The sequence below is a fragment of the Rickettsia endosymbiont of Cardiosporidium cionae genome (assembly GCF_015476335.1).
Taxonomy (GTDB): Bacteria; Pseudomonadota; Alphaproteobacteria; order Rickettsiales; family Rickettsiaceae; genus JADHZC01.
In genome coordinates this window covers 29,235-43,539 of the sequence record NZ_JADAQY010000002.1, presented here as the reverse complement: position 1 = coordinate 43,539, position 14,305 = coordinate 29,235, and the positions used below count along the sequence as shown (strand labels likewise).

The following is a 14,305-nucleotide window of genomic DNA, read 5'->3' as shown; positions in this document are numbered from 1 at the left end:
TATACTTCTTATACTCATTGTATAACAAACCTATGATTGATTCAATGTATCCCATATCTTTCTTGCTTTGACTAAATCATCAAAAATATCTATAGCCAAAACCGAATCTTTTATACAACAAACTTTTATACTCATACCATTTTCTAATGCCCTCAATTGTTCTAGCTGCTCGTATTTTTCATACTTGCTAGGCGTAAATAATACAAATTTTTTTAAACATTTCACTCTAAATCCATATATACCTATATGATGTAAAAATTCTTTTGCTCCATAAGGTATAGGGTACCTTGAAAAATAAAGAACATTATCATTACAGTCTTTCACCAATTTTACGTTATTAACCGAGGTAGCAATATCGTGACCAACACGAGTTGCCAATGTCAATATGTCACAGTTACTTTCTAAAAGTTGACAAATAAGATAATCCACTATATTAGCGCTTATAAATGGCATATCCCCCTGGATATTAACTACATATTTAATTTTATCTTTATTTTTTATCCTTTCAAGTGCCTTATAGACCCTATCAGTTCCAGAAATACAATTTTCTGTTACTATGTACTGAATATTTGCTTTTTTAGCTATATTTACTATTTCTTCAGAATCTGTTGCCAAATAAAGATGTTCCAATTGTAATTTTTGAAGATTATACATAACATGTTCAATTAATGTCATTTCTCCTATTTTAGCCAGCAATTTGCGTGGTAATCTCTTAGAATTTAACCTAGCTGGTACTATCACAGCGACATCTGAATACATAATCCTTAGCAATTATATTGAATAATTTTCATTAAAAATCTCACAATCTTACGGTATAGGATTTTCAAATAGCATTTACCTGCACTATACTAATCATTAATTTTAAATTTTTCAATAATAAACAAATATACCAATTATCTTTAAGTAAAACTTAAAATCAATATTATTGAATGGCATCTAATAACAAAAAATGCTACTCATTTAAGATGTGAAATTTTCAATTATATCAATTATATGAATGTATAATTATATATCTTGTTAGTATAATGATGGTTACTACAATGTTATTGATAGAATAACATAAAAAAACTAAAACTAAACTAATGCACTAAGTAATCTGATTTTATACAGCAAGTCCTATATAGGTATCTACTACTTCTTAACAGTTACTAATTAGGTCATATATATATTTTGTTCAACTTAAAAATAGTTTATTAATATTATTCCTAGAATTATTTGTCTTAATACATAATTACTCCAACTACTCTAACTATTATTCATTAATTAGTTAGATATGTTTATGCCAAATTTATTCCTTTTACTTTTTGTCTTTCTTGTCATTCCAAGCAAATTACTTGATATTATTCTCTTAGAACAAATAAAACACCTAAATATTCATGATGAGTTTTTTCTGTACTAAAGTGTAGATTTTATAACATCTTCAACAAATACTCACCTTTAAAAAGCATTATACATCTTCTAGTTAGCAGAGATTGATAGCTCTCTTATTTTTTCAATTCACAATCTAACAATTTTTTATGTTTATTGCAGTATTTGTATCTCTAGCATACACAGATTTACATATTATTACAAATTCATCTTCTTTAGCTTAACTTATAATTATCAATTTCTGCATACAGAATACATATAGAATTTACTAAATATTATAACTAAAAACAGTTAGATCAATTAAATATTAGAATATTTAATTCTAACTTTAATTTTGATGCATCAGCTCCATCAGCTCCATCAGCTCCATCAGCTCCATCAGCTCCATCAGCTCCATCAGCTCCATCAGCTCCATCAGCTCCATCAGCTCCATCAGCTCCAAATTTGAATGATAACTAGATAATTTACAATTAAAATAAAAAGGATTTGGCACAAATTATGCTAGTTTAGTTTGTAAGTAAAGTTAATTATTTTATCATTACGAAGAATGCATATTATCGATAAATTACTACATAATTTTTCCACTAAAGCATCCAGTATGCATTGTGATACTGAGTGTAACTTTAATGATATCCTGAATCAATTACCATCTTTAGAAAAGATACAAAATGATTCTACAACCACATCTTCATTAAATAATAAACAATATTCAAAGCAATCTTCTAAAAAAGATGAAGATCCACTAATTATTTTGGCAATCGGAATTCCACAGAATGGAAAGATATATTTTGAACAACAAACTGAAGAGTTAACAGAATTATTATCTGATTCTAAAAAGCACGAAAACACACCAATAGAACTGAACGACAGTGATGTACATCATAGCAATAAATTTCTGGAAATAGATGAAAATTCACAATTTTTGTTACTTAATAAAACAGTGAACACAAAGGTAGAATTAGAAGATATTATACTAGATTTTTACAAAAAAAATGCCTTGAGCTTTACAGAAAATGAATTAGACCTTGATGAAGCAAAATCTGATATTATCAGTATACAATCTTACGCAGAAGGTGATTTTTGGAATATAGAAACTAATGATAAAAAAATCAATAATAGATGTATAAATATAAATTTGTTAGAGAATTCTAAGCAAAGCCCCTCTCTATCTAACATGATAACTCATAATAATAATGAAACTAATTTAACTAAATTGATCAAGCCCAATGCTGACATTTTAGATCATAAAACACAGTTTTGTAATGAAATTGAATTCAAAAACTCAACTACAACGTATAATCTTGGTACATCAATAAAACAACAACAAATAATACAATTAAACTATTCTAATTATCAAGAATTTAGCAAGATATACGATATCAAAAATTATTTGAATAATACAGAATTACTTGCTAAGTATACTAAGAACATAAAAAATCACTACACAAATAATCTAGACACCACTCCATATTCAATTAATTACCAAAATATGGATTCTAAATTTAAAAATATACTAGACTGTATCGGCAAATATTGTACAGAAACACCAATAATAAATTCTAATTATAATGTAGCTAAATCTAAAATTATTATACATATCATCACTCAAGAATTAGGTAAGATTGATGTAGAAATGGATCTAGCAATGCTAAATAATACGTATTTTACTAAGAATATCAATATTACAGTTGAAGAACCATCTACATTAAAATATTTAAAACAATCAATCAACATTTTATCAGATGCTTTAAATCAAGATAAAAAAGAAATTTATGAAACATCACTAAATTTGAATTTAAAGGACAATCTAGGTAGCAATAACGATACCGGATATAATAACCAAAATTCAAAAAAATATGGTATAAATGCTACAAGTTCTTCTATAAATAAAAATAAAAACAATGAGATACCCATTAGCAATTACGATAAAGATTATGTATATGGTACCATTCACTTGGATATCTTAGTATAAGAACTTAATTAAATTATATGTAGTACTATGTGGAATTCAATAACCAGTGATTTTGGAAGAATTAGTAACCAATCACCAAATAGTAGACAAAATCAAAATTCCAATTTTGGATCATATGCAGAAATACAAAAAACTGTTATGGAATTAATGGTAGCAAATTTGCAGAATGCTGATCCTTTCAATGAAAACCAGAATTTGTCAAAGGATATGTTAGAAAATAACAAATTATTCCTAGAAACACAGGCAATGGAGTTACAAAGTCAACAAATGTCTGAAATGTCAAATTCTATAGAAAGTGCAGCTGGGTTCAATTATTTGGGAAAAATGGTAAATTATCCAGCTAAAGAAGAAGATTTTGATGGTAATACTCCTGTGGAATTTGCTTATAATTTAGATATCAATGATAATATATTGACTGGTGATTCTAGAATATTGTCAAATATAAAGATATTCGATATGAATGAGTGTCTAGTATATTCAACTCAATCGCCTTCTAATGGTACTAGAGAAAATATTTTTAGATGGCCAGGGCAAGATAATGCAGGCAATCTAGTGCCAAAAGGTAGATATTATATAGAAGTACAATCGAAGATTGTAGATAATGATAATGTTACAAAAAAGATAATAGCTACTAATACTGAAGCAAAGTCTAAGGTAGTAGAACTTATTTTAGATAATGGATTAGTTACAAAATTAAAACTGGAAAATGGTAAGATAATAGATAGAAAACATGTTGCAACCTTGAGTGAAATAAACTGAAGTAAAAATTTCTTGAATCATCGGGTATCTTTGTAGTACAATTCGCTTACACACATGTGCCGTAGTGGTTGCATTGCTATTTGGGTATTGTAGAATTTTTAGTGCTATGCCAAAGTGTGTGTACTTGTTTCCGTTAAAGAATGGAGTTATGATTATATTCAATGTGATGTTATCTCGTAATATTGATGGTAGCGGAGTAGCTTTCTTAGACTTTAGTAAGTCTATTGAACAATACTCTGGCTACCGTGTAATCAATATTACTAGTTCATTTGCTAAAATTAATAGTGACATTCAGTCTATCAAGCTACCAAATTTTTCTTCTAACTGTATTTTATCTAAAATATATTTAAACTTTCTGATTAAGAAATATAAACCATCTATAATCTTGATACATTCTGCTAGAGCAGCAAAATTTATAAAAATCTTTACTCATAAGATAAAAAATGCAGTAGTCATAGGTGTAGCACACAGCTATAAAAATAGAGCTTTATTACAAAAATCTGACCAACTGATAGTGCCCAGTGAACACATGCTAAAATATTTTGTCACTTGTGGTTTTGCCAATAATAATATTCATATTGTAGCTAATATGATAAATGTTACTGAAAATTATGTTGCACGCAATTATCACAAACAGTTAACTATAGGAGGATTAGGAGCATTAACTAAAACAAAGGGATTTGAATATCTTCTACAAAGCATCTCTATACTGATCAATAGAGGTTATAAAATTAAGCTATTAATAGGAGGAAGTGGAAAAAATAAACAATTTCTACAAAAATTATCCAAGATGCTAAAAATAGATAATTCTGTAGTATTTTTAGGATATGTAGATAAAAAGGAATTTTTTCAACAAATTGATATATTTTGTTTACCTTCAATTTACGAAAGTTTTGGTATCGTAGTATTGGAAGCAGTTATGTGCTCAGTACCTGTTGTTGTAACAAATTCATACGGACCTACCAATATTATAGAAGATAGAAAGAATGGATTAGTAGCAAAGCCTAAATCTGGAGCAAGTTTAGCAAAAAATCTTGAAATTCTAATTAATAACCAAGAATTATCACAAGAATATTCGAAATTAGCATATCAAAAATTATGTACAGAATATGCTATGCCAGTAGTAGGTAAAAAGATTACATCTTTGCTACAAAAAATCAAAAATAATATATAGTGAAGGTTTTTGTATGAGTGTTATATAACTGTGAGAAAAATTACTATCATAGATAGGCAGGATAACTTGCTGTATATAAGCTGACCTTTTATTTTATCTATAAACTCTTAGTATAATCTTGGCTGCACTTATTAAATAATTTTATTTGAAAATTAATAAATTCAGAATCTATATTCTGTATATCTGCAGCTGCTTTGTTGGCATTTAATAATAACTCAACATCCCTTTGCAAATCCGCAAATATAAATTTTATTTCCCCACTTTGTTTAGTACCGAGTATCTCACCTGAACCACGCAACAACATATCTTTTTCAGCAATGTAAAACCCATCTGTACTCTCCTTCATTATTTTTAATCTTTGATATGCAATTTTAGACAATCTATTAGGATTATACAATAATATCGCATAGGATTGTTTATTTTCCCTACCTACTCTACCACGCAGCTGATGTAATTGTGCTAGCCCAAACATTTCTGCATTTTCTATTACAATTAATGTGCTATTGGGTATATCTAACCCGACCTCTATAACAGTAGTAGCCAGTAATAATTGATACTTACCATCAATAAAATCCTGCATAATAGATTCTCTAAGAGGTTGTTTCATTGATCCGTGTAACATTGCTACAATATTTGGATAATATTGGTTTAATAACAAGTATCGCGTATTGATATCCGTAAGATAATCTTGATTATTAGAGGATGATTTTTCTACTAGGGGACAAACCCAATAAATTTTTTCTCCTGCAATAATTTTGCTTTCAAGTGATTTAACTACACTACTAAGTTGAGTAATAGACTTTAATATTGTAATTACGGATGTATTAGATTGGGGTTTTGACAATAATTTAGAAACCTGAATATTACCGAACATTGTTAGCGCAAGGCTTCTTGGTATTGGTGTGGCTGTCATAATTAATACATCAGGATTATCAGCTTTATCAATTAATGCCAGGCGTTGTGCTACTCCGAATCTATGTTGTTCGTCTATCACTACATATCCTAAATTGTTAAATTCTATATCATATTGAAATAATGAGTGTGTGCCAATAACTATATCTACTAAACCATTTTTTAGCTTAGTTTTTATATTTTGTGATTCTTTTACTCCAATAGAACCAGTAAGAATAACTATTCTTACTGATGTAAAACTAAAAGCATGTTGAAAAAATTTGTAATGTTGCCTACTTAATAAATCGGTTGGCACCATTAGAGCTGCCTGCATCCCAGATGCAATAACATTTATCATAGTCAATAATGCTACTAGAGTTTTGCCTGATCCTACATCTCCCTGTAGCAACCTTAACATTTGCTTAGCAGAAAATTGTTCAGATTCAATTTCTTTAATGGCATTTGCTTGGCTTGATGTTAAAGTAAAACCAAGATTTTCTAATATATTTTTTTGTAAATTTGATGCTCTAGATATTTTGCGATATACATATGAAGATTGAAACTTGCTATTCAACAAATTTACAGCACATTGATTCGCAAATAACTCCATATATGCCAACCTATTCATAGTATGTTCTATTTCTAAATCTATTTGGTTTTTATTTGCGTGAGTTATATCGATAAAATGTATCTTCCTTATCAAAGAGTATAATTCTTTAGTATAAATTATCTCTGAACTAGTGGAAGTAACAGATTTTAATAATTTATTCAAAAATTCTAATGTAATCATCACATACGAGTATAGTTGATAATTTGTTATTCCGTATGTTAATGGATAAGTAGGAAATATATCGCTTATTTGTTGTTCTGTAAGTACAAAATTGGGATGCACAATGCTAAAAACATTACTAGAAACTATCTGTAATTTACCTAAAATCCTATATTGTTTATTGATAGCTAATTGAGCATGAATAAATTTAGGTATTGGATTAAAAAACAATAATTTAATCAATCCTGATTCATTATACGTGTATATTGTAGTTACAAGCTTGTTATTATTCTTAACTTTAGTAATATCCTTGATAACTACATTAATGTATACTAAAGCATTTTGCGGTAGATCACTCAACTTATTAGATGATTGATGATAACATATATCATAAGCTATAGGCCTATGAAATAGCAAATCTCTCAAACACAAAATCTTTAACCTAGATAATGAGTCCAAAGTAGATTTTTTAACATTAATTACATCTGATATTTCAGTAAAAAATATATTATAACTGCCGCAACTGAACACTTCCTTACTTACCATCACTAATCATGGAAACTAAAGCAATCTATTATTGCCTATTATTATAAATCATTCAATTTATAATTTTTTAATACAGCCAATAACAGACTGAAAATTGTACATTATTCAGTGCAACAAATCAACTTACACCCTGACAATACATATTGTTGTTATATCAGAAATTATAAACATCTGGTTTATTCATACGAATCAGTAATCTAGACTACCAGTATAATCTAGTATTATTATCAGTTAATAGTAATTTAATTGCATAATAACAAAAATAATGTTAGCATTCTCACCTACTAGTTATCATCTACAGAAATATTAAAATGTAATGTCAAGTTGGATCCTACAGGGATTCACTAGATATCGGTAATATTATTGATAAGTATATTAAAAAAATAAACTAAAAATATTTTCAGAATGAATTGCTTTAAATCTTTTGCACTTGGTAATCAAAAATTCTCTACGTTAGCGTTAGTAGCAACGATCGTTGTTAGTTACATTAGTGGCAGTAGCATTATAGTAACGATAAACAATATTTATAAAGGAAATTTGTATATTTTCTTTACCAAATTTAGTTCATATATTGCAATCCTAGTATTAGGATTTGTGATTATTCCAAGATTACAAAGCTTTTCAGGTAGTATATCTATAGCTGAAGCTATAGGTAAAATTTACGGTAAGTGGGTAAGGCGTATAGTATCTTTAACAATTATTATGAGTGGTATTTGTATGATCACTATACAATTCAAAGCTTTTTTTAATATATTTACACTCATTACCAATACCGATGTTAAAATATACACGGCAGTTAGTATATTATTAGTTATAATATGTTCTAGCTTATGGGGTATAAAAATAATTATATATAGAGATATTGTAGCATTATTTGTTTTTTGCCTATCAATGATTTTAATATCTTTGATAATTATTTATTCTGCAGATATTTCTAGTGAAAAATTATTACAACTGGGTGAGTCTGAGCAATTTAATTTTAAAAAAATATTTAACATAGATGATCCTGTACAAAATATAATGCACTTGAATTTAGTGTTGTTTTTAAAAACCCTTGTCAATCCTGTAGTTATGCATAGAACATTGATAGAAAGTGACCTAACAAAGTTAAAAAAGGTCATGATAATTTCTGCTATAATATTGATCTGTATTGAAATAATAATATCGATTATTCCGATATCTTTATTTATCATTAACCCGAAATTAGATCCTAATTTATTAATAGCTGAAATAGTTAAGAAATACTCACATATTACTATAGTTTCAACGGGATTAGTATTATCTGTTATAATGATATCAACATATACTTCTCATATCAATACATCTGCTATAACATTCGCTAATGATTTATGCAGTTGTAAAAATCCTAAAACACAACTCTTTATTGCAAGATTCTTTTCTATATTCTTAGTGTTGACAGCATTGATCCTATCTTTTATTTCAAACAATTTATTCATGATAATAATATATATTGCCAAGCTTTACCTAGTGGTATCATCCCCAGTGATATTACTAACTATTCTTGGTTTCAGAACAAAAAAAGCAATAATATTAATATCCATGGGACTAGGGCTTTTTACGATAATTAAGGAACCTCATTTTTATGGATTTGTAAAACCAGTTGCAGCAATAGCAGTGACGACATTATCTATTATTGTGCTTCACTATCTGACCCATGTAAAAAAGACAGTCTCTGTAAAAACAGTCTCCACAAAAACAGAGCCTCTAAAGACAGAGCCTGTAATTGAAACCAAATCAGAAGACCATCTGAACTCTTTAAGAAATGAAAGAATGAAACAGGAAGAAAAGTTAAAAGAAAAAATGAGACCAACACATAAAAATCCTTCATGATATTGAATATAAAGATAAAAATCTTGTAAAAAAAGCTGCCTGAAAACTAATCCATTAAACTATGATAAAACAATATACAAATAGCTATACTCTGATTTATTAAAATTTTATTCTAATATTACATCTTGTAGTTCTACCTGGATTGATTTCTTTTCGTTATATTTATTTAGCTTTAATTTACCTAATATAGATATATTAACTTTTTTCTCACAAAATACTATTGAAGCTATAGGAGTATTAATCATATTAAATCCTATGACATGTAATTTTGTGTAATCTTCATTTGATTTTAACAGCAAATACAAATGATATTTACCTATTATACTAGATTTTACTATATTTAGATTTTTAAATTTAAATATAGGAGCAGGATTACCTGTTCCATAAGGCTCAAGCTTATTAATTTCTGTTATTAATTGCATATGAACAGCATTGGTAGATAGCTCTGTATCATAAAAACTATCTAAACGATTTGCATTGGAATCCAAATCTCTTTTACAGCAATCAATAAAAAAATTATGTAATAAGAGCAAATTTTCTTTCTTGACAGTAAACCCTGCGGCCATTTTGTGCCCTCCTCCATTTATTACTAAATTTTGTGATTTTGCTAACATTATTTTTGCACCTAAATCCAACCCAATAACAGATCTACAAGAAGCTTTACCTATATCATGATCCATCGATATAATAATCACAGGTTTATTGTATATGTCTTTTAATTTACTAGCAATTATACCTATTACACCTTGGTGCCAAGAATAACCTACAGCAAAAATTACTGGAGTATCACTTTGCGTTTCAGCAATTTCTATTGCTTCCTTTAAAATTACATCTTCTATTTCTTTCCGTTGTTTATTATACTGATCCAATTTACGCGCAATGGATTTTGCTTGATGTTCTGAAGATGTAGAAAGCAGAGTTGCACCCAAATTTGATTCTCCAACCCTACCACCAGCATTGATTCTAGGGCCTAAAATAAATCCTAAATGATACACACTAATTACATCATTAATTTTTGAAACATCGTATAGTGCTTTATAACCAATATTCAAAAATTTCTTTGCTATTTTTAGTCCTTGACAAACAAAAGCTCTATTAATATCAGTAAGTTTTACTACATCACACACAGTACCAAGTGCTACTATATCCAGCTGATTGATTAGATCAGGAATATCTAAAGAATGTTTAATAAAAAAATCTTCTTCTTTTAATCTTGATATAAGTGCAACCACAAATAAAAATGTTACACCGACTGCTGCAAGATGTCTGTATTCAGTAGTACAATCTGGTCTATTAGGGTTTACTATTGCTAATGCAGGGGGTAGACCTTCTGAAGCAATATGATGATCTATTACTATTACATCCAAATCGATTTCCACTGCATAGTTAATCGCTTCAAAGGCTACCGTACCACAATCAACAGCAATCATTAAATCAGCTAATATTTGATATTTAATTTTATGCACGGTACTCTGATTAGGTCCGTATCCTTCAGTAATACGGTCGGGTACATAAATTTCAGATACCACTCCCAATTCACTAAGAACATTTTTTAGTAAAGCTGCAGATGTTGCTCCATCTACATCATAATCTGCAAAGATACATAATTTTTCTTTTCTTTTTATTGCTAATACCACCCTATCAACAGCTGTATCCATATCAACTAGATGAAATGGATCAGGTAATAAATTTTTAATTTTGGGATCCAAAAAACTCTTGCCTTGCTCTATTGAATTCACTCGACCAGAAAGTATCGTTGCGATAAAATGACTCACACCTAATTCACTAGATAAATCACTAATCAAATCACGATTTATTTTTTTTTTATACCAATATTTACCTAATAGTGATTTTTTTGCGTTAATTTCATCATTACTCTGTTGCATTAATTTTTATTAATTAATCATTATCCAAGAAATACTACATACTCAACTACTAAACCAAAAATAAATAAGCAAGACCCAAAAAACTAAGGAATCCAAAAGCATCTGTCAATGCTGTTATTAAAACTCCAGAAGCGGTAGCAGGGTCTATAGACATGTTATCCAGTATGATTGGGATACATGATCCAAATAATCCAGCAAAAATAAAATTTATTATAACAGCTGCACAAAAAATTATACTTAATTTGATGTTACTAAATAAAATATATGTAATAATACCCCCTATTATAGCGAGCATTATGCCATTTACTAAACATATAAAAATTTCTTTCAATATATTTTTAGTAACATTAACATTAGTGATCTCTCTGTTACTCAGTGCTCTTACGTGTAGTGTCATAGTTTGTGATCCTACATTACCCCCCATAGATGCTACTATCGGCATTATAGTTGCGAGAATAACAAGTTTAGAAATAGAAGATGTGAATTGATTAATTATCATAGATGTCACAAACGCGCTGACAAGATTCACGAATAACCACGGAAATCTTTGCTGTATTGAAAGATATAGATTAGCAAATATATCAATATCATGTACTCCTCCAAGATGCATAAATTCATTTTCGGTCTGTTCTTGTATTATATACACCATATTATCTATAGAAACAGTACCTAATAACTTTCCTGTTTTAGTTACTACTGGAACTATTGTTAACGCATATTGTTTAAAAATAAACACTAGATCATTTATCTCAGTATATGCATCAACTTTTTTGAATTTAGAATTCATCAATTCAGATAACTGAGTATTGCGGGGAGTTCTTAATAAACTACTAACTAAAATATTTCCTACGGGCTCATATTTATTATTTATTATTATTGCTGCGTAAAAATCCTTTGATACCCCGACTCTTCTTAAAGAATCAATTGCATAGCCTACATTCCAATTTTCTTTAAATACTATAAAATCTTTTTCTAAAATTCTTCCTACAGTATTTTCTGGATAATTGAATCCTTCAAGAATTTTTTGTTGTTGTTCATACTCCAGATTCTCCAGTACTTCTTGCTTTATTTCTGGTTCTAAATTTTCTATTACTTCGATTGCATCTTCTATATCCAGATTATCGATTAAGTATGCTGATTTTCTTATACCCAATATTTCGACTACTTCTTGTTTTTTAGTATTATTAATACATACTAAAGTTTCAGGATGCAAATTATCACTAATTATGGGTAAAATATCTTTAAGCAACTTTTTACTAAGATTATCTATAAAATCAGCTATATCAGCATAGTGCAAATCACCTAACTCTACAGCGGCTGCTTCTAATTTTTGTTCTTTAACTAACTCAGTAATATAATACAGGTGATTATCTAATTCTCTATAGTATTTTTCTAATGAATTATCATCCAAATTTGTCATGTCATGGCTCTGAAATAATGAATTGATAAAAAATCATTTTATTGATTGAGCATATAAAGTCTCATTTGGTGCGGCCGAGAAGACTCGAACTTCCACTTTATCACTAAAACAGCACCCTCAATGCTGTGCGTCTACCAAATTTCGCCACGGCCGCCTTAGATCTTTAGATAGAACTAAGATTAATTTGACTTAGCCATTATACAGAATACATCAACATTATCAATGATATTCCAAATTACTTCTAATCAATCACTCATGCAAAGAAACTATAAACAATTAATCTAAAATAATTAACCCAACAAATCTTGTGAATTTATTGGAAGCTGTTTTTTAAATTCTTGCTCTCTTTGCAGATGTATTTGAGCCTCTTGTGATAATTGTCTGAAAAGTTCTATTTTCTGTTTATTGATATTTGCAATATTCTGACGATATTCTATAATTTCTTCTATAACTTCTAAGGGTAAAGTAGTAAGATAGGCTTTATACTCATTAATGATTTCTTCAAAAACGATACGATTTTTTAACTTTATTTCTCCAGATTTTTCAATATTATCTCCTAGATTAGCTTGCGCTGTTGTATAGATCAATATGAACATTATCGATACCTGAATCGTTTTTAAAAATTTCTCCATAATTAATACCCGCACTTTAATACATAATGAACATAATGAAAGTAGTTAGAAAACTAATGCCTTGATTATAACTATTATTCATAAATATCATGATAGAAAAATTAATCCCAAATTTGTAATATAATCTATTTTCGTAGATATGATGCTATTATGATACAAAACAATATTCAGGGTTTAATAAAATATTTAATTAAACCAATACGTAGTATTGTTATTGATAAAATTATGTCTTAGAGCCTTATTTTTTAGACTCAAAACATATGCAATGCTCAATATTGCATCTAACTTGGCAAAAATTTGATCAAGAATTTAAAAAAATATCAAATTTTGGAGAATTTACTTAATTTGAATTTACAATTATAAACATCTGCGACATATATACCACGAATCGATATCATATATCACTAGAATGTGCATTATTTGTTAATTTTATTTATCAAAATACTGTGATTAGTGATAGGTTGGATCGTAGCATTTTGCCCTTTAATAGACCTAGTCTTTATGGAGCAATTAAATATGTGAGAGTGTTTATAAACAACAAAAATTGCTAAATAATNCTATTTTTTTCATTTAAATATAGATTTTTAGTAATATTTTTTAGTTTTCTATTTAAATATTCTATAATATGTGCTATAAATTCACTTATTATCAATTAAANCTAAATCATATTTGAATTTATATTCAAATTAAAATAAAATAAAAAAAGAGGTTTAAAAATGAAAAAANTATTATTGACAGCTGCTGCTGTCAGTGCTTTGGTTTCTTCTAGNGCTTTAGCTGCTGATGAGGGGAGCGCAGGNAAGATTTATCTTAAAGGTCAAATCGGGATCAATTTCGTCAACAAGCTTAAAGATAAATCTAAAGATAAAAGCGGCNTNAAGTTTAAGTCATCTAGTTCCTTCGTAGGAGGCGNAGGTATTGGTTATTATTTTTTAGATAACTTAAGAGCTGATGNTGAGTATGTCTTTAGTGACTTATCTCACAAGTCTTTGGAAGGTTCAAAGNAGAGTAAAACANTAAAGNCAAAGCTTACTGAT

General features: G+C 28.4%; 10 protein-coding genes and 1 tRNA gene. 4 read left to right on the top strand and 7 right to left on the bottom strand.

From position 1 onward, the window contains the following. Positions 1 to 30: 30 nt before the first annotated feature. Both kdsB and IHI24_RS01405 read right to left on the bottom strand, forming a co-directional pair. Entirely contained in the window at positions 31 to 759 is a 729-nt protein-coding gene (gene kdsB, locus IHI24_RS01410; RefSeq protein ID WP_194966289.1) for a 3-deoxy-manno-octulosonate cytidylyltransferase, read from the bottom strand. A gap of 937 nt (positions 760 to 1,696) precedes the next feature. Further along, positions 1,697 to 1,861: a hypothetical protein gene (locus tag IHI24_RS01405; RefSeq protein WP_228777138.1), complete on the bottom strand. Its 165-nt coding sequence runs from the start codon at positions 1,859 to 1,861 to the stop codon at positions 1,697 to 1,699. Positions 1,862 to 1,915: 54 nt separating this feature from the next. On the opposite strand from IHI24_RS01405, the gene IHI24_RS01400 reads away from it, so the two are divergent. The 3 genes from IHI24_RS01400 to IHI24_RS01390 all read left to right on the top strand — a co-directional run bounded on the left by IHI24_RS01400 (position 1,916) and on the right by IHI24_RS01390 (position 5,273). Beyond that, positions 1,916 to 3,340: a hypothetical protein gene (locus tag IHI24_RS01400; RefSeq protein WP_194966288.1), complete on the top strand. Its 1,425-nt coding sequence runs from the start codon at positions 1,916 to 1,918 to the stop codon at positions 3,338 to 3,340. A gap of 27 nt (positions 3,341 to 3,367) precedes the next feature. Then, positions 3,368 to 4,099 carry a flagellar hook assembly protein FlgD gene (locus IHI24_RS01395; RefSeq protein WP_194966287.1) on the top strand — a complete coding sequence of 244 codons (732 nt, stop codon included), beginning with the start codon at positions 3,368 to 3,370 and terminating at the stop codon, positions 4,097 to 4,099. A 106-nt stretch (positions 4,100 to 4,205) separates the two neighbouring features. Next, positions 4,206 to 5,273: a glycosyltransferase family 4 protein gene (locus tag IHI24_RS01390; RefSeq protein ID WP_194966286.1), complete on the top strand. Its 1,068-nt coding sequence runs from the start codon at positions 4,206 to 4,208 to the stop codon at positions 5,271 to 5,273. Between the two features lie 97 nt (positions 5,274 to 5,370). Here IHI24_RS01390 and IHI24_RS01385 read toward each other — a convergent pair whose 3' ends face one another. Then, a complete protein-coding gene (locus tag IHI24_RS01385; RefSeq protein ID WP_194966285.1) occupies positions 5,371 to 7,479 on the bottom strand; it encodes an ATP-dependent DNA helicase RecG in 2,109 nt (702 codons plus the stop codon). A 405-nt stretch (positions 7,480 to 7,884) separates the two neighbouring features. Here IHI24_RS01385 and IHI24_RS01380 point away from each other — a divergent pair, with 405 nt between their 5' ends. Further along, entirely contained in the window at positions 7,885 to 9,330 is a 1,446-nt protein-coding gene (locus tag IHI24_RS01380) for an SLC5/6 family protein (protein WP_194966284.1), read from the top strand. A gap of 107 nt (positions 9,331 to 9,437) precedes the next feature. On the opposite strand, the gene recJ is transcribed toward IHI24_RS01380, so the two are convergent. The 4 genes from recJ to IHI24_RS01360 form a co-directional block, all read right to left on the bottom strand. Then, positions 9,438 to 11,195: a single-stranded-DNA-specific exonuclease RecJ gene (recJ, locus tag IHI24_RS01375; RefSeq protein WP_194966462.1), complete on the bottom strand. Its 1,758-nt coding sequence runs from the start codon at positions 11,193 to 11,195 to the stop codon at positions 9,438 to 9,440. 70 nt (positions 11,196 to 11,265) lie between these two features. Then, complete coding sequence (gene mgtE, locus IHI24_RS01370) at positions 11,266 to 12,636, bottom strand: magnesium transporter (protein WP_194966283.1); 1,371 nt, start codon at positions 12,634 to 12,636, stop codon at positions 11,266 to 11,268. Between the two features lie 66 nt (positions 12,637 to 12,702). Further along, positions 12,703 to 12,790: transfer RNA gene (locus tag IHI24_RS01365), tRNA-Leu, on the bottom strand. Between the two features lie 136 nt (positions 12,791 to 12,926). Next, complete coding sequence (locus IHI24_RS01360; protein ID WP_194966282.1) at positions 12,927 to 13,268, bottom strand: hypothetical protein; 342 nt, start codon at positions 13,266 to 13,268, stop codon at positions 12,927 to 12,929. Positions 13,269 to 14,305: the final 1,037 nt, after the last annotated feature.